Origin of the sequence: Streptomyces sp. NPDC053560 (assembly GCF_044544605.1) — a bacterium.
Classification (GTDB): Bacteria; Actinomycetota; Actinomycetes; order Streptomycetales; family Streptomycetaceae; genus Streptomyces.
On the sequence record NZ_JBITXI010000015.1, the window covers coordinates 137,209 to 152,836 of the forward strand.

A 15,628-nucleotide genomic window follows, 5' to 3' on the forward strand; every position below is an offset into this window, starting at 1 on the left:
GGGCTCCTCAGCGCGGGATGAGCAGGGCAGCGTTGGCTTCCTGCGCACAGGAGCGGATCGCCTCGGCCGGTGTGCTTTTGCCGAGCAGTACGGCGACGATCGCCTGCCCGAGCGCCTGTGAGATCTGCGGGTAGGCCGGGTGTGCGGGCCGTACCCGGGCCGTCTCGACGGCTTTGGTGAACACCGGCAGCCCGGGAGTGTCCCGCGCGTGCCGTTGCCACGCCGGCAGGGTCTGGCTGCGGCGGCTCAGCGGCAGGCTGCCCGCCTGGATGTCCCAGCGGACGTCCTGGGCCGGCTGCGTCAGCCAGCTGATGAAGGTCCGGGCCGCGGCCGCCCGGGCGCTGCCGTTGTCGAAGAGGGTCCAGGTGTCCGGGCCCGAGATCGTCACCGGCTTCCGGCTGAAGCTGGGCAGCGGCACCACGTGGTATTCGACCCCGGCCTGGGTGATGTCGGGGAGTTGCCACGGGCCGGTGGGGACCATGGCCATCCGGCCGGACAGGAACACCTGGTACATCTGCTCGCTGCCGGGCTTGGGGTCGATGTAGACGCTGCGGTCGCGGGCGAGTGCGTGGACGACCTCCAGCGCCCGCACACCGGTCTCGGCGAATCCGATGTGCTTGCCGTCCTCGGCGATCACCTCGCCGCCGAGGTCCCAGATCATCGGCCACAGGCGCCACACGGTGTCCTCGTCGCCGGTGCCCGGCCACCCCGTCCCGAACGTGCCGCCCCCGGCGTGGGTGAGTCTGCGTGCGGTCTCCACGAACTCCTGCCAGGTCCAGCCGGCCTCGGGCAGCGGGAGCCCGGCCGCACGGAAGAGCTTGGCGTTGCAGACCACCGACAGGGAGTCCAGCACGGCGGGTACGGCCCGGACCCGTCCGTTGACGGTGACCGCCTCGCGCGCCGCGGGCCAGTAGTTCTTCCAGGGGGTCGGCCCGTCCTCCACCATGGACGTCAGGTCGATGACCTGTGGACTGCGGGCAACGCTGGCGAGGTCGGAGCCGAAGATGTACGCGATGTCGGGGTAGGCGCCTGCGGCGAGGGCGGCCGTGACCTTCTGCAGCATCGCGTCCGCCAGGACTCCGCCGCCGAGGTCGATGCTGATGTGCGGGTGGGCGCGCTCGAAATCGGCGACCAGCCTCTTGATGACCGCGGCGGCCGTGTCGGTCTGGCCGTGCCACATCTGCAGGGTGACCCTGCCGTCGGCGCCGTCTCCGGCCGCGCTGTCCGCGGCGCAGCCGGAGACGGTGGCCGCGGCCGCGGAGAGTGCCAGCACACCGCCGCCTCGCAGGACGCCGCGGCGCGTGGGCCGGGGAACCGCGGATGACACTGCAGCCATCTGTACCTCCAGGAAGAGCGGACGTCGCGATCCGCCGGGAACCAGCGCAGCGGTGCTGCCACAGGCAGGCCGGTCCCTGTCCGCCGCACGCCGCAGGAACCGCGGCCGTGTCACCGGCCGTGCCACCGGTCCCGGACGTTCCCGGACGCCCGGGACCACTACCACAGGACCGGTAGCTGCTCAGCAGGTCTCGCGCACGTAGCCCTTGCTGCCGGCGGGGGAAACGTCCAGGTCACGGCGTACGATGCTCAGCTCGTCGCCCCAGCCCTCGCATGCCGTCGAGAGGCCGTCGGCCGTGTACTCGATCACGATGACGTGGTCGCCGAAGGCCGAGGTGTACTGGTCGCACTCGTCCCATCTGCCGCACTCCTCGGCGATGGCGAAGTCGAGCCCGTTGGCGACCCGGTTTCCTGACAGCTCCGAGGTGTTCTTCTGTGCGATCGCCAGCCCCTTTTCGTGGGCGTGGGCGGAAAGCAGCTTGATGTAGGACTGCGCCTGCGCCTTGCTGAGCAGCTTGCCCGAGCGGCCGAAGCTGTCGAAGTTGTCGGGCTCCACCGCGTCGAACCCCTTGCTCGCACACCCGTCGATCCAGGTGCCCACCTTCGCGGCGACGCGCTGCCGCTTGTCGGCGGTGCGCACGTCGAGCAGCGCCTCGCCCCAGTTGTCGTCGTAGACGACATCACCGTTCGCGTCGCGCAACAGCAGATCCGGGTCCCAGTCCTTCTCCGCGCCCGGCTGGGCCTGGAAGGCGTTGACGTAGCAGATGTTGTACTTGCCGGAAGCCGGCGAGGCGCTGTGGTCCCGGCTCACCACATCCACACCGGCCGGCGGGGTGTACGCGCCGCCGATCTGGTAGTCGAACCCGGCGTGCGCCGGGGGAAGGGTGACGTCGCTCGGTCCGGCCGAGGCGATGGCCGGTGTGAGGAGGGCGGCCGCGAGGGTCGCCGCGCCGGCCGCGGCAAGCCCCAGGGACCTGCGGTGACGAACGAAGTTCAGGCTCATCAGGCGAGCTCCACGTGATGAGGGCACGTCCCCGCCTCGGACACGGACCGTGATCCTGGCGACTCAGTCCGGGCTCGTGGCGCAGTGCGCAGTGCCAACTACCGGCTAGGCGTACCTCTGCGTCGCGCGGTGAACGGCGACGTGACACGGAGTAAATCGAGCACTTCCTGTCATGTCAAGAGCGTGAAGTTGCGCGATACCAGACGGAGTCGCGCATCATCACGCAACACCGCGGCTTCTCTTCGCCACACGCAGCCCCGGACTCGCCCGGAGGCCACCGCCCGCCGCGAGACGGCCCGTTCACCCCGCGCCGGGGCCAAGTCCACTGGCCAACAACACTCCCGCTGGTCTGCACGAAGTCGACACCACCCACATCCCTCACGCGTATCGCAAGTAGTCGGCAGCGAGCCGGCGGAATCGCTGAAGGCTTTTCCGCGCCGCAGGCAGCCGCTGCCTTCGGACGCCCGCCACGCGCTACCCCACCACCCGCCGCACCGGCCCGATCCCCAGCACCAGCTGCCTGGCCCGGCTGCTGGGTCATTCCGGGCAGCGGCTTAACGGGCTCGGTGTGCAGGAGCTGATCGCTGAGCCCGCCCGCGAAGTGGGCGCCGATACCAGGGGACGCGCGCGGGAGAACGGATTTGCCTGTTTCGCATGTTTCTCCAGATCCGCTTACACATTCGAGGGTCTTTTTCGATTGGCTGGCCTCAAGGGCAAAGGCGCCCTTGAGTGCCGACGCGGGGGGCGAGCACTCCTCAGCCGTTGAGAGGACAACAGTCAGTGCATTCCGACATGGCTGCTCACATTCCGACGTGGGCTGCGGGGACACCACGACAGGTCGCCGCCGATGCACGCGCCGTAGGCCAGGGGATGGCCTCCCAGGGGGTGGGCGTGCGGGCCGGAGCGAGCCGCATTGCAGCCCAGCCGGGCGGCACCCGCCGCGCCGACCATCGGGAGGGCGCACTGTGACCTCCCGCCACCCCAACCCCTGGAGCGCCGCATCCGTGGCCGAGGCCCACTTCTCCGCGGTCCTCCCGCTGGACTTCACGGCCTTCTTCATGCAGCACCATCGCGCCTACCTGCGCTACGCCTGCCTCCAGCTGGATGATGAGCGCGAAGCCGAGACGGTGGTCGAGGACGTCTTCGCCGAGCTCGCCTCCGACTGGAGCGAGGTCCTGCGCCAGCCCAACGTGCCGGCCTACGCCATGGCCGCGCTCAAAGAGGCGATCGCGCAACGGATGCCCCAGCACAAGCGGCAGCCCTTCGTTGCCAGCGCCGCGTTCGCCGCCGCTCGGAAGGCCGGCCGGGCACAGCTGAACATCCTCGAGTCCCAGCTGGGCCTGTACGCGGCAATCGCCCGGCTGCCGGAACGGCAGTACGACGTGATCGTCCTGCGCTTCGTGCTCGGCTACGACCCCAAACAGGTCGCCCACATCATGGGCGTCACCTACGCCACGGTCCGATCCCACATCTCCGGCGCACGCCGCCGCCTCGCCCGCGAACTGCGCATCGCCTGGGAAGAACCACAAGAGGAGGAACAGGCATGAGCCGGAACAACCGCAGGCCTGCCCGCATCGACCAGGAACTGGCCGGCGCAGAGGTCCTGGCCGACGCCTACACCGACTACGACGCACAGGCAGCCTTGAACCGCATCGCGCAGAAGGTGGTATGGCGCAAGGCCACCGCGCTGGAACAGCGAGCCCGCAACGCCCGCCACTTCAACCACTGCCGCGAGCTGCGCGAAGAGCCCCCCGGCCCCGTCACTCCCCTGCACGCCCGGGCAACCGCCCAGCTGGGCGCGCTCTCGTCCCGGGTGATCCGCAATCCGGCAGCCATCGCTGCCATGGCGCTGCTGGTCGATGACAGACACCGGATCGAGCCGGCCGGCGCGCTGGCGTTCGCCTGTCTGCTCTACCTCGCCGACCGCCAGGAGGCGGCGCAGTTCTGGTGGCAGTTCGCCGCCGGTGCCGGCTCTGCGACCGCCGCCCACTGCCTCTACCTGCATCATGTGCAACTCGCCGAGCAGTCCGACGCCCTGCACTGGCACCGCCAGGCCGTGCAAATGTACGGCCAGGAGGTCGACCCCCTGCTGAGTGAGCGGCCGGCGCTGCTGAAACCAACGCCGGTCTGCCTGCTCCCTGGGGGCGAGCTCGATGTCGAGGTGGTGGTGGAAGTCAAACGCTCCACGGCGTCGCACCGGGCGTACGAAGCTCGCTGGTGGGTGTTCACCACCTCCCTCACCAACGCCGTGCACCGGCTGAAGGCCGAGGGCGACCCTGACGGCGACTTCGACGACATCCCGAAGATCGATCCGGAGCTCGCCGCCGAGCTCGAGGTCTGCACCACCGCACCCTGACCCGGCCACCGCTCCACCGGTGCTTCAACAGCGGGGCCCGCGATCCGGCGGGCCCCGCTGCAAAGGAGGCTCAAGAGAAGTGACCCTGCACATCGACCCCGTCGCGGGCCTGGTCTTCCTCCTCGGCTGCGCCGCGGCCTACGGGGCCTACGGGCACCAAAGCACAGCCGCCCCACAGCCTTGGACGCAGGAGACCTCGTGGGGGCGATAACAGCCGGCGCGGCGGTGGTCGCCGTCACCGGCTTCCTTCGCTGGTTCGCCGTACCTGCGTACCCGTTGGAGATCCGCGACGACAGCCACCACGCGTCGTCGTCCTCAGCTGCACCGTCAGAGTCGGGCCCGCACGGCCTCACATCTGGGACCTCAGCACGTCGACCTCACAGCCCGGCGCGAACGGGTCGAAGCCATGATCCACCAGCCAGCGAACCCCCAGCAGGCTTCGCAACGACCACCACGCGCGGATCACGTCGAGGTCGACGTCGGCGCCATAGCCGGCGATGACGTCGCCGAGGTGCTCCTCGTGTCCGAGCATCAAGGTGGCGAGGTCGTACAGGGCATCTCCCTGGCCCGCCTCGGACCAGTCGATGATGCCCGTGACCTCGTTGTCCGCGACGAACACGTGAGACACCTGCAGGTCGCCGTGCGTGAACACCGGAGTCCACGGCCGGAGTGCGGCCTCGGCGACCTGCCGGTTGCGGGTGACCAGGCCGGCGGGCAGGACACCGTTCGTCACAAGCCACTCGCACTCGCCGTCGAGCTCCGCCGTCAACTCGTCCAGGCCCCGGCCGGCCCGGCCGGGCCGGGGTGGCAAGGGCGCGTCGTGCAGTTTCCGGATGACGGCGCCCGCCGCGGCCCATTCCGCCGATGACGTGGTCGACGGCTCGCCGAGGCGGGCGATCGCCGCCCCGGGGACCGCAGCAATCGCGAGCACGGGCGGCTTGCGCCAAAGGATCTTCGGCGTCGGGACCGGCGCCAGAGCCATCGCCTCGACCTCGACGTCCATGCGCGCCTGATCGGCGTCCACCTTCAGGAACACATCGCCGACGCGCAAGGTAGCGCGCTCGGAATGGGCGACCACGACCTTGACCTCATCCATGGCGACCAGGATCGCGGATAACTGTCCACGTCACTGGGAATATTGCGTCGGCTGCGTGGCTGACTGCGTCCCGCCGCCCGGCGGTCTCCTGCAGGACACCGCTGGCCAGGTCAAGGCCACCAAAGTTGTCGGGAGGCGAAAGCGATCGCGTAGCGACTATTGAGATCCCGGATCTCTGCGCGATTATCGCTCATGCAGGGAATTACACGTGGGAATTCACGTTTGCGAACATAATCAAATTGTCGCTCACACCTGAAGGTAGTAAGCGACTGTGCCCATCAGCCCCGCTCGCTCGGTACGGCAACCCGATCAGCCAACGTCATCGGCTGCGGCCGTGATCCTTTCGTACGCCGCCAACGGCGACGCCCTCCGCCGCCACATCCGGCATCACCACCTCCCCGTCGTGCGTACCGCAGCCCGGCCATCACCCGGTCCAGGCGCTGCGGAGTTGTTTGGCAGGCCCTCTGAGCTGCCCTGAACAATCCGGCTTCCACTCCGTCCTTGGTCGGAGCCGTCCGCCCGGCTTGCGGGTTCGCCATATGTCATCGACGTCCCACAGCCGGAACGCCACCAAGGCATCGAAGCCTCCGAAGGTGGCGCGGCGGATCGCCTGGCCAGTGCCTGCCTCTTGGGCCGGCAGGCACCAGACTGCCCCGTTGCTGCTGAGAGATCGCTAGCAGGCAATGCCAACGCCTTAGCAATGCGTCTCAGCCTGCACGCCGAGCGCTCTGTGCCGGTATTCCCTGGGTGGCATGCCGTAGCGAGTGCGGAAGACGCGGGTGAAGTCGGCAGCGCGGACGAAGCCCCAGCGGGTGGCGATCTGATGGATGGTGTGGTGGCGCAGCGTGGGATCGGCGAGGTCGCGGCGGGCGCGTTCCAGCCGCTGGTGACGGATCCAGGCAGCGACGGTCAGGTCCTGCTCCTTGAAGAGGCGATGCAGGTGACTGAGGGAGATGTGGTGCGCGGCCGCGATCTCGCGCGGGGTGAGCTGGGGGTCGGCCGGGCGCTGCTGGATGAAGGAGTGGATGCGCATGGTCAGTGTCCGCCGGGGAGTCTCAGGGGTGAGGCAGCCTCGGCCTGGAGCTCGTGGGCCAGGAGCCCGGAGACCAGGTCGAGCACGATGTTCCCCAACCGGGGTTGTCGGAGGGCTGAAAGGAGCCGGTGACCGAGGTAATGCTGGTGAGGAACTGCGCCAGCAGGCCGCCGAACCCCTTCCTGTGCCGATATGCGGTGTCCGAGCAGCTTGAGGGGAGGTCGCCAAGAACCGGGGGCATCTTGACGTGCGGGGCGGCACCGGGTCCGTGGAGAAAGAGCGCCTCGCCGCGCTGGAGGCCGAGTGCGCACGACTGTTCCCGCGTCGCTCTCAGCGCCCAGCTGTCAGCGCAGGGCGACAGCCGCGCCCGGCCGTTCGGTGGCAATCTTGACGGCGAAGCCCGCCAGCGCGGTGCCCATGGCATAGCGGTGCAGGCGCTGCCAGAGAGGGTGCCGGGCGAAGAACCCGGCGACGGAGCCGGCTGTCACGATGAAGAACGCGTTGCCCGCGACCCCCACCGCGATCTGAGTCAGCCCCAACAGCAGCCCCTGCAGGCCGACGTGTCCGCGCTCCGGGTCGACGAACTGCGGCAGCAGCGAGATGTAGAGGATAGCCACCTTGGGATTGAGCAGACAGGTGAGGAAGCCCATCAGGAAGAGCTTGCGGGGCCGGTCCTGCTCCAAATCCTGCGTCGCGACAGCGGATCGGCCGCCCGGCCGGACGGCCTTCCAGGCCAGCCAGAGCAGGTAACCCGCTCCTGCCAGCTTGATCGCCAAATAGATCTCCGGCACCAGCGCGAAGACCGTGGCGATACCGGCGGACACTGCGAAGAGATAGGCCAGGAAGCCGAGGGCGACCCCGGCCAACGAGATCAGCCCTGCCCGGCGGCCCTGGCTGATCGAACGGGAGACCAGGTAGATCATGTTCGGCCCCGGCGTCAGCACCATGCCGAGCTCCACCAACGCGATCCCCGCTATTGCGCCCAGCCCGATCACAGCACTACCTCCGTACACACGTTCGCCCAGAGGCAACCTAGCAGCCCACAGCCACGTGTGGCGCAACATGCCGAGCCGGGGACAGCTGTCACCTCGCCACGCCAACTGTCAGCAAGAAGCCGCAGTCGCGGCATCAGTTGCCCCTGGCGCAGGGGAAGACGTGGCCACGGGGGCGGGGAAGGGGCCGTCGTGGCTTGTGCCGGACGACCGATGGGACCAGGTGGAGCAATGGCCGCCAGTGCGGCAGCAACGACTACGCAAGCTCAGCCGACCGCCACTCGATGACTACGGATGCCTGGAGGGGATTTTGTTCACGCTGCACGTGGGGATCCGGTGGGAGCGGCTGCCGCAAGAACTCTGCTTCGGCTCGGGCACGACCTGCTGACGCCGGCTGCGGGACTGGCACGAGGCCGGGCTGTGGTGCTCGGTCGTACCAGGTACTGCTGACCGAACTGCACCGTGCCGGGATAGTGGGCTGGTCGCGGGGGCGATGCTCGACGGCCTGCACGCCCAGGCCCGTATCGGCGGCCCACAGCGAGGCCGGGCCCGGTCGACCGCACACCGGCCCGTACCGAGACAGTACAGAAATTGAGAAACCGGTCCACGAGACTCCGCCAGAGCCTCGTAGACCGGTCACCGTCAGGCTCGCTCAGGCGAGGGTGATGTTCTCCGCCTGGGGGCCCTTCTGGCCCTGGGTGACCTCGAAGGTCACGGCCTGGCCCTCCTGCAGCTCGCGGAAGCCGGTGGCGTTGATGTTGGAGTAGTGCGCAAAGACGTCCGGACCCCCGCCGTCCTGCGCGATGAAGCCGAAGCCCTTTTCAGAGTTGAACCACTTCACGGTTCCGCTTGCCATGCTCGTGCCTTTCCATCGTTGTCGGGTCCGCACCGCGCGGCCCGGAGGTGATCGCCCTGGTCCGGCACCACACACCAAGACGCCCGCGCCGGAGCACGGGCAGGACCACGACAGCTGACGCCGACGCTACACGCCGAAACCGCCCACGACCAGAGAGCAACGATCTTCAGCCAACAACAACCACAGCTACCCACCCGCGCGCCACGCCCGGCACCTCGGCCACGTGTGTCGTGCGCGGAATACGCCGGTGCGGAATCGAACAGGAGGAGGGGACGTCGACAGCGTCCTCGCCGAGCCGAGCGAGGTTCGGCGTTGCTGGGCCACCTGAGCAGTAGGGCACAGTGGTGAGTGAGGCGGCGAGTCATCTGTTCGAACAGCGAACAGATACGACGTTTGCCCGGCGAGGTCAGTCCGGCGAGGCCAGTGCGGCATCGGCATCAGCGGGACCCCGGCCACCTCCGCCTTCCTCGATATCGCGCCTCACTATCCGCTCCCGCTATGGCGCGCGGCAGATCCGAAAGGCCCACAAGACTACTGACTGCCTGCGGGTGTGATATCGGATCAACCGAAGCCGGAGTGTGCCGTGACGGATCAGCATGCCCCACCCGGCTCGACAGCCCTGCCTCAATACGTCGACACGATGGAAAGGTCATCGTGGATGAATTCATTCAGGACATGCAGGTTCCGAAACGTGACCCGCTGCGCCATCAGAAAATCAACGGACCGAAACTCGGCTGGTCCTTCAGCAACACCGCACCTGCGGCCGGCCAGCAGGCCGCGGAGCAGTTCGCGCACGGCTTCCTTGAGTACCTCGGTCGAGGCGAGTCAGCAACCGTACTGATCTCAGGAAAAGGCACGCGCACGCCAATCACAGAATCCGTGATTCCCTTTTCGGACCATGGCGCTGTCTATACACCCGCCAGTTTTGGGTTGAGCCATGCCGGCGCCCAGTCGTAGGGCGACAGGCCGTGGCGAAGAAGGTCGGCGATGTGCGCGACGGTGCCGATGAGGAGGAGGCCGGCCGCGGTAACGCAGACCGGTATCACCATCCAGCGCGGGGCGCGAGGCCGGGCGGCGGCGGTGGGGGCCGCAGCGAGAGCGAATCGGCGGGATGCCGCGCGTCAACGGCAGCGGGGCCTGGCTGTCGTGCAGGTTGGCGCCGGAGATGCCCACCGAGATCGGCAGCCCGTTACGGTCGCAGATGACGTGGATTTCCGAGCCCAGCTTGCCGCGATCGGTCGGATTCGGTCCCCCGGCGATCCCGTCGAGGGTCCTCTTTGACCGCCCGGACACTGATCGAGTCGATCGCGCAGCGCGACCAGTCCAAGTCACCTGTCCGCCGGGTTCTGGGTGCTGCCGGAGAGCGGCCGCTCCCCCCGGTTGGGCGTCCGCAGGGTGTAGGCAGCCGTGATGACGACGTGCGTGCTGGCCGGCAGGACGGCGTCCTGGCTGCCCGGCAGCCGTCGGTGTCTCTCTGCCGCGGCGCTGCGTACGACGCAGGATGCCGCAGTCGACTCCAGGTCGAGATGGCGAATTGCAACCTCTTGACGCGTGTACTCTCTGCGGCTAGCTTTCCGTAGGAACTGCGTCATGATCACTGGAAGGGGGCGACCGGCAGATGTACACCAGCTCTGACCTGGGTCGCCTCGCCCAGTGCACGGTCTGGGTTCCGGGCCGCATCGCGCACGGCTGCTGAATACGCCGCCTTCACGTGCCTTCTGACGGCACTTTCCGGGTGTCCCGCCACCTCTTCTCCGGGTACCCGTCCTCCTCCTTTCCGCATGCCGACACTGCCGTTGCGTGCGTCTAGCCTCCGCTTCTCTCGCGTGGCGGGCCCGACACAGAAAGCTGCCTTGAATTGGCGAACATAATGAAGCGACCGATCGCGTGCCGAAGGGAAGGCCTGGCATGGTAGAGGCGCAGATCACGGTCAACGGAGAAGAAACACCGATTTCACCTGCCGCCCCTCACACCACGGTGTTGGATTTCCTGCGTGAGCGTGGCCTCACAGGGACCAAGGAGGGCTGCGCCGAGGGTGAGTGCGGCGCCTGTTCGGTGCTGGTGGCGCGTCCCGGGGTGGACAAGCCCACCGACTGGGTGGCGGTCAACGCCTGCCTGCTCCCTGTCGCGGCGCTGAATGGGCAGGAGGTCATCACCTCTGAAGGTCTGGCCACGGCGGGCGAGCCCGGTACGCCGCCTACTCTGCACCCCGTACAGCAGGAGATGGCCGTCCGCGGCGGCTCCCAGTGCGGCTACTGCACGCCAGGGTTCATCTGCAGCATGGCAGCCGAGTACTACCGGCCGGGCCGCTGCGCGCACGCCAAGCAGGAGCAGGAGCAGGGACCGGAAACGGAATCGGCCGACAGCGTCGACGCCGAGCATGGGCCGAACGGCTTTGATCTGCACTCGCTGAGCGGAAACCTTTGCCGCTGCACCGGCTACCGGCCGATCCGCGATGCCGCGTACGCGGTCGGCCTGCCCACCGACGAAGACCCGCTGGCACAGCGTCGTGAGCAGTCCCCGCCCGTACCGGTCGCCACTGAGTACGCCCAGGACGGCAGGGCTTTCCTGCGTCGGGACACGCTCGCCGAGACACTGAACGTACTGCGTGAGCGGCCCGACGCCATCGTGGTCGCCGGCTCCACCGACTGGGGTGTAGAGGTCAACATCCGTTCCCGCAGAGCGGATTGTGTGATCGCCGTCGACCGGCTTGCCGAAATGCGCGAGTTGCGCGTCGAACCGGATCACATCGAGATCGGCGCGGCGCTCACTCTCACCGAGATCGAACGTCGTCTGGACGGGGATGTCCCGCTGCTGGCGGAGCTGTTCCCGCAGTTCGCGTCCCGGCTGATCCGCAACGGTGCGACTCTCGGCGGCAATCTGGGTACGGGGTCCCCCATCGGCGACAGCCCGCCGGCGCTGCTCGCACTGGAGGCGTCGCTGGTGCTTGCCGACGCCGACGGCGAGCGCGTGGTCCCGCTCGCGGACTACTTCACCGGTTACCGGCAGAGTGTGCGCCGTCGGGATGAGCTGATCCGCGCGGTGCGCATCCCGCTGCCGCTGTCCCCCGTCGTGGCCTTCCACAAGATCGCCAAGCGGCGTTTTGACGACATCTCCAGCGTGGCGGTCGCCTTCGCGCTGGACATCGAGGACGGGGTCGTCCGCAAGGCGTGCATCGGCCTGGGCGGCGTGGCCGCCACCCCGATTCGCGCCCTCACCACCGAGGCGGCCCTGGAGGGCAAGCCGTGGACGGAGGAGACTGTGGCGGGTGCAGCCAGTGTGCTTCAGGCAGAGGGCACTCCGATGAATGACCATCGCGCCAGTGCCGGCTACCGCTCCGCGATGCTCGGCCAGAGCCTGCTCAAGCTGTACACGCAGACCACCGAGGCGGTGTCGTCATGAGTCAACTGTCCCAGCGTCCCGAGAAGCCCGTCGTCGGCGTCCCCATGCCGCACGAGAGCGCCAACCTGCACGTCACCGGCACCGCGCTCTACACCGACGACCTGGTCCAGCGGACCAAGGACGTGCTGCACGCCTACCCGGTGCAGGTCATGAAGGCCCGCGGCAGGATCACCGCGCTGCGCACCGAGCCGGCGCTCGCCGTGCCCGGCGTGGTGCGCGTACTCACGGGAGCCGACGTGCCCGGTGTCAACGACGCCGGCATGAAGCACGACGAACCGCTCTTCCCCGATGAGGTCATGTTCCACGGCCATGCCGTCGCCTGGGTGCTCGGCGAGACCCTGGAGGCGGCTCGGCTGGGAGCGGCGGCCGTCGAGGTGGAACTCGACGAACTCCCCTCCCTGGTAACGCTGCAGGAAGCGATCGCGGCGGGCAGCTATCACGGTGCCAAGCCCTTGATGGTGCACGGCGACGTCGACGCGGGCTTCGCCGAATCCGCCCACGTGTTCACCGGCGAGTTCCAGTTCTCCGGGCAGGAGCACTTCTACCTCGAGACGCACGCCGCGCTGGCCCAGATCGACGAGAACGGGCAGGTGTTCATCCAGAGCAGCACCCAGCACCCGTCGGAGACTCAGGAGATCGTCGCGCACGTGCTCGGCTTGGCCAGCCACGAGGTGACGGTGCAGTGTCTGCGGATGGGCGGTGGCTTCGGCGGCAAGGAGATGCAGCCGCACGGGTTCGCTGCCATCGCCGCGCTCGGCGCCAAGCTGACCGGCCGTCCGGTCCGGTTCCGGCTCAACCGGACCCAGGACCTGACCATGTCGGGCAAGCGCCACGGTTTCCACTCCACGTGGAAGATCGGCTTCGACGCGGACGGCCGCATCCAGGCTCTGGACGCCACTCTGACCGCTGACGGCGGCTGGAGCCTGGACCTGTCCGAGCCGGTGCTGGCCCGCGCGTTGTGCCACATCGACAACACCTACTGGATCCCCAACGCACGCGTCGCCGGCCGTATCGCCAAGACCAACACGGTCTCCAACACCGCATTCCGCGGCTTCGGCGGCCCGCAGGGCATGCTGGTGATCGAGGACATCCTGGGCCGTGTCGCACCGCAGCTCGGCCTGGACCCCATGGAGCTGCGGGAACGCAACTTCTACCAGCCCGGCCAGGGCCAGACGACGCCGTACGGACAGCCGGTCACGCAGCCCGAACGCATCTCCACTGTCTGGCACCAGGTGCAGAACGAGGCCGGCATCGCCGATCGCAAGCGCGAGATCGCCGCCTTCAATGCCGCCCACCCGCACACCAAGCGGGCCCTTGCGCTCACCGGCATCAAGTTCGGCATCTCGTTCAACCTCACCGCCTTCAACCAGGGCGGCGCACTGGTGCTGATCTACAAGGACGGTTCCGTCCTGATCAACCATGGCGGCACCGAGATGGGCCAGGGCCTGCACACCAAGATGTTGCAGGTGGCCGCGACCACACTGGGCATCCCACTGCACAAGGTCCGCCTCGCTCCGACACGTACCGACAAGGTGCCCAACACCTCGGCCACCGCCGCGAGTGCCGGTGCCGACCTCAACGGTGGCGCGGTGAAGAACGCCTGTGAGCAGTTGCGCGAGCGGCTGCTGCAGGTGGCAGCCACTCAACTGGGCGCGAACGCCTCGGACGTACGCATCGTCGAGGGCGTCGCGCGAGCCCTGGGCCACGACACGGAGCTGGTCTGGGACGACCTGGTGCGTACCGCGTACTTCCAGCGCGTTCAGCTGTCGGCGGCCGGTTTCTACCGGACCGAGGGACTGCACTGGGACGCCAAGGCCTTCCACGGCTCGCCGTTCAAGTACTTCGCTCATGGCGCTGCCGCGACGGAGGTAGAGGTGGACGGCTTCACCGGCGGATACCGCATCCGCCGCGTGGACATCGTGCACGACGTCGGCGACAGCCTGTCCCCGATGATCGACATCGGTCAGGTCGAGGGTGGCTTCGTCCAGGGTGCGGGCTGGCTGACCCTTGAGGACCTGCGCTGGGATACCGGTGAAGGCCCCAACCGTGGCCGGCTGCTCACCCAGGCCGCGAGCACCTACAAGCTGCCGAGCTTCTCGGAGATGCCCGAGGAATTCAACGTCACGCTCCTGGAGAACGCCACCGAAGAGGGTGCCGTCTACGGGTCCAAGGCCGTGGGTGAGCCTCCGCTGATGCTGGCGTTCTCGGTACGCGAAGCACTGCGGCAGGCGGCTGCCGCGTTCGGGCCGAGCGGGGTCGGTGTCGAGTTGGCATCACCCGCAACGCCCGAAGCCGTGTTCTGGGCGATCCAGAGCGCTCGTCAGGCTGCTCGCCAGGCCGGCGCCGCTCAGGAGGGGGTCGCCACGGGGGTTGCCGCCGGCGGACGGCCCGTCGGCCGCCGAGCGGGACTCGCTGCGGAAGAGTTGAGCGGTGCCTGACATGGCCTGGGTCGCTGCGGTCGCACGGTTGCGGGCACGCCGGGAGTCCGGCGTGCTCGTGACCGTGGCGACCGTGCGCGGCCACGCTCCGCGCGACGCCGGTGCGAAACTCGTCGTGGGACGGAGCGAGACGTGGGGGTCGATCGGTGGGGGCAATGTCGAGGCCGTCGCCATCGACCGTGCCCGGGAAATGATCGCCACGTCCAAGCCGGAGCCGGAACTGCTGGATTTCGCCCTGAATGACAAGGTGGTCAACCGACACGGCGTGCAGTGCTGCGGTGGCACGGTTTCGATCCTGCTGGAGCCGCTGCCGACCGTGCAGGCGGTGGCCATCTTCGGCCTCGGTCACGTCGGACTGGAACTGGCGCGCATCCTGTCGCGCCAGGATCTCGACCTCCACCTGATCGACACGCGCTCCGACATGCTCACCAAGGAACGGCTCGCCCCACTGTCGGACGCGGTGGCGCAGGTCCACGTGCATCACACGCCGTTGCTGCCCGAGGAAGTGCTGGCGGGGCTGCCGCGCGGCGCCCACGTACTGATCATGACCCACGATCACGCCGAGGACGCGGCGTTGTGCGACGCGGCTCTGCGCAGGCGGCATCTCGGCTCCATCGGGCTGATCGGGTCGGCGGCCAAGTGGAGCCGGTTCCGCAGGCGCCTCGCCACCGAGGGCGGCCACGACGAAGCAACCATCGCTCGCATCAAGACCCCGATCGGGATGGCAGACATCACCGGCAAGGAGCCAGCGACCATCGCGGTGAGTGTGGCTGCCGACTTGCTGCGCACTTTCGAAACCGAGGTGTCCTGAACTCGGGCTCCTGAGCGTCATCCTGTGGTCGGGAGCGAAGGCTCCCGGCCACGGCGTACTACGTCTAGGGGTCATGTGAAGGCGCAAAGCTTCGTTGCCTCCTGGACGGCGGCGTGGAACGCGCACGACCTGGACGCTCTACTGACGCACTTCACCGACGACGTGACCTTTCACTCCCCGGTGGCCGCGCAGCTGCTCGGCGGTGACGGGATCATCCGCGGCAAAGAGGCGCGGCGCGACTACTGGGCGGAGGGGCTGCGACGCATGCCCGATCTGCGGTTCGAGGTGGTCGGCAGCTACGATGCT

General features: G+C 68.4%; 13 protein-coding genes and 3 pseudogenes. 9 read left to right on the forward strand and 7 right to left on the reverse strand.

Annotated elements, in window-relative coordinates:
- Positions 1 to 7: 7 nt before the first annotated feature.
- Together ACIGQF_RS31980 and ACIGQF_RS31985 are read right to left on the reverse strand one after the other, a co-directional pair.
- The gene (locus ACIGQF_RS31980; protein WP_399717561.1) at positions 8 to 1,336 is read right to left on the reverse strand and encodes an ABC transporter substrate-binding protein; all 1,329 of its coding nucleotides are present in this window, start codon (positions 1,334 to 1,336) and stop codon (positions 8 to 10) included.
- Positions 1,337 to 1,516: 180 nt separating this feature from the next.
- Entirely contained in the window at positions 1,517 to 2,338 is an 822-nt protein-coding gene (locus tag ACIGQF_RS31985; RefSeq protein WP_399717564.1) for an endo alpha-1,4 polygalactosaminidase, read from the reverse strand.
- A gap of 965 nt (positions 2,339 to 3,303) precedes the next feature.
- Here ACIGQF_RS31985 and ACIGQF_RS31990 point away from each other — a divergent pair.
- Together ACIGQF_RS31990 and ACIGQF_RS31995 are read left to right on the forward strand one after the other, a co-directional pair.
- A complete protein-coding gene (locus ACIGQF_RS31990) occupies positions 3,304 to 3,885 on the forward strand; it encodes an RNA polymerase sigma factor (RefSeq protein ID WP_399717566.1) in 582 nt (193 codons plus the stop codon).
- Positions 3,882 to 4,694, forward strand: a complete 813-nt coding sequence (locus ACIGQF_RS31995) for a hypothetical protein (RefSeq protein ID WP_399717569.1) — start codon at positions 3,882 to 3,884, stop codon at positions 4,692 to 4,694. The genes ACIGQF_RS31990 and ACIGQF_RS31995 overlap by 4 nt, the downstream gene beginning before the upstream one ends.
- Before the next feature lie 349 nt (positions 4,695 to 5,043).
- On the opposite strand, the gene ACIGQF_RS32000 is transcribed toward ACIGQF_RS31995, so the two are convergent.
- The gene (locus tag ACIGQF_RS32000) at positions 5,044 to 5,790 is read right to left on the reverse strand and encodes a phosphotransferase family protein (protein ID WP_399717571.1); all 747 of its coding nucleotides are present in this window, start codon (positions 5,788 to 5,790) and stop codon (positions 5,044 to 5,046) included.
- A 694-nt stretch (positions 5,791 to 6,484) separates the two neighbouring features.
- Positions 6,485 to 6,823, reverse strand: coding sequence for a helix-turn-helix domain-containing protein (locus ACIGQF_RS32005; protein WP_399717573.1), 339 nt, complete (start codon positions 6,821 to 6,823; stop codon positions 6,485 to 6,487).
- 214 nt (positions 6,824 to 7,037) lie between these two features.
- On the opposite strand from ACIGQF_RS32005, the pseudogene ACIGQF_RS32010 reads away from it, so the two are divergent.
- Positions 7,038 to 7,145: pseudogene (locus ACIGQF_RS32010) on the forward strand (VOC family protein); the annotation flags it as partial.
- 22 nt (positions 7,146 to 7,167) lie between these two features.
- Here ACIGQF_RS32010 and ACIGQF_RS32015 read toward each other — a convergent pair.
- A complete protein-coding gene (locus ACIGQF_RS32015) occupies positions 7,168 to 7,818 on the reverse strand; it encodes a LysE family translocator (RefSeq protein WP_399717576.1) in 651 nt (216 codons plus the stop codon).
- A gap of 67 nt (positions 7,819 to 7,885) precedes the next feature.
- On the opposite strand from ACIGQF_RS32015, the gene ACIGQF_RS32020 reads away from it, so the two are divergent.
- Positions 7,886 to 8,203, forward strand: a complete 318-nt coding sequence (locus tag ACIGQF_RS32020) for a transposase (RefSeq protein WP_399717686.1) — start codon at positions 7,886 to 7,888, stop codon at positions 8,201 to 8,203.
- Positions 8,204 to 8,467: 264 nt separating this feature from the next.
- On the opposite strand, the gene ACIGQF_RS32025 is transcribed toward ACIGQF_RS32020, so the two are convergent.
- Positions 8,468 to 8,671, reverse strand: coding sequence for a cold-shock protein (locus tag ACIGQF_RS32025; protein ID WP_361550724.1), 204 nt, complete (start codon positions 8,669 to 8,671; stop codon positions 8,468 to 8,470).
- 654 nt (positions 8,672 to 9,325) lie between these two features.
- Between ACIGQF_RS32025 and ACIGQF_RS32030 the strand changes: the two genes are divergently transcribed.
- A complete protein-coding gene (locus ACIGQF_RS32030) occupies positions 9,326 to 9,628 on the forward strand; it encodes a hypothetical protein (protein WP_399717699.1) in 303 nt (100 codons plus the stop codon).
- A gap of 66 nt (positions 9,629 to 9,694) precedes the next feature.
- On the opposite strand, the pseudogene ACIGQF_RS32035 reads toward ACIGQF_RS32030, so the two are convergent.
- A pseudogene (locus tag ACIGQF_RS32035) lies at positions 9,695 to 10,004 on the reverse strand (transposase); the annotation flags it as partial.
- A 575-nt stretch (positions 10,005 to 10,579) separates the two neighbouring features.
- On the opposite strand from ACIGQF_RS32035, the gene ACIGQF_RS32040 reads away from it, so the two are divergent.
- The 4 genes and pseudogenes from ACIGQF_RS32040 to ACIGQF_RS32055 all read left to right on the forward strand — a co-directional run.
- Complete coding sequence (locus ACIGQF_RS32040; RefSeq protein ID WP_399717578.1) at positions 10,580 to 12,073, forward strand: xanthine dehydrogenase small subunit; 1,494 nt, start codon at positions 10,580 to 10,582, stop codon at positions 12,071 to 12,073.
- Positions 12,070 to 14,511, forward strand: coding sequence for a xanthine dehydrogenase molybdopterin binding subunit (xdhB, locus tag ACIGQF_RS32045; RefSeq protein WP_399717581.1), 2,442 nt, complete (start codon positions 12,070 to 12,072; stop codon positions 14,509 to 14,511). Before ACIGQF_RS32040 ends, xdhB begins: the two co-directional genes overlap by 4 nt.
- A gap of 1 nt (position 14,512) precedes the next feature.
- Positions 14,513 to 15,322 carry a xanthine dehydrogenase accessory protein XdhC gene (xdhC, locus tag ACIGQF_RS32050; RefSeq protein WP_399717584.1) on the forward strand — a complete coding sequence of 270 codons (810 nt, stop codon included), beginning with the start codon at positions 14,513 to 14,515 and terminating at the stop codon, positions 15,320 to 15,322.
- Positions 15,323 to 15,397: 75 nt separating this feature from the next.
- Positions 15,398 to 15,604: pseudogene (locus ACIGQF_RS32055) on the forward strand (nuclear transport factor 2 family protein); the annotation flags it as partial.
- Positions 15,605 to 15,628: the final 24 nt, after the last annotated feature.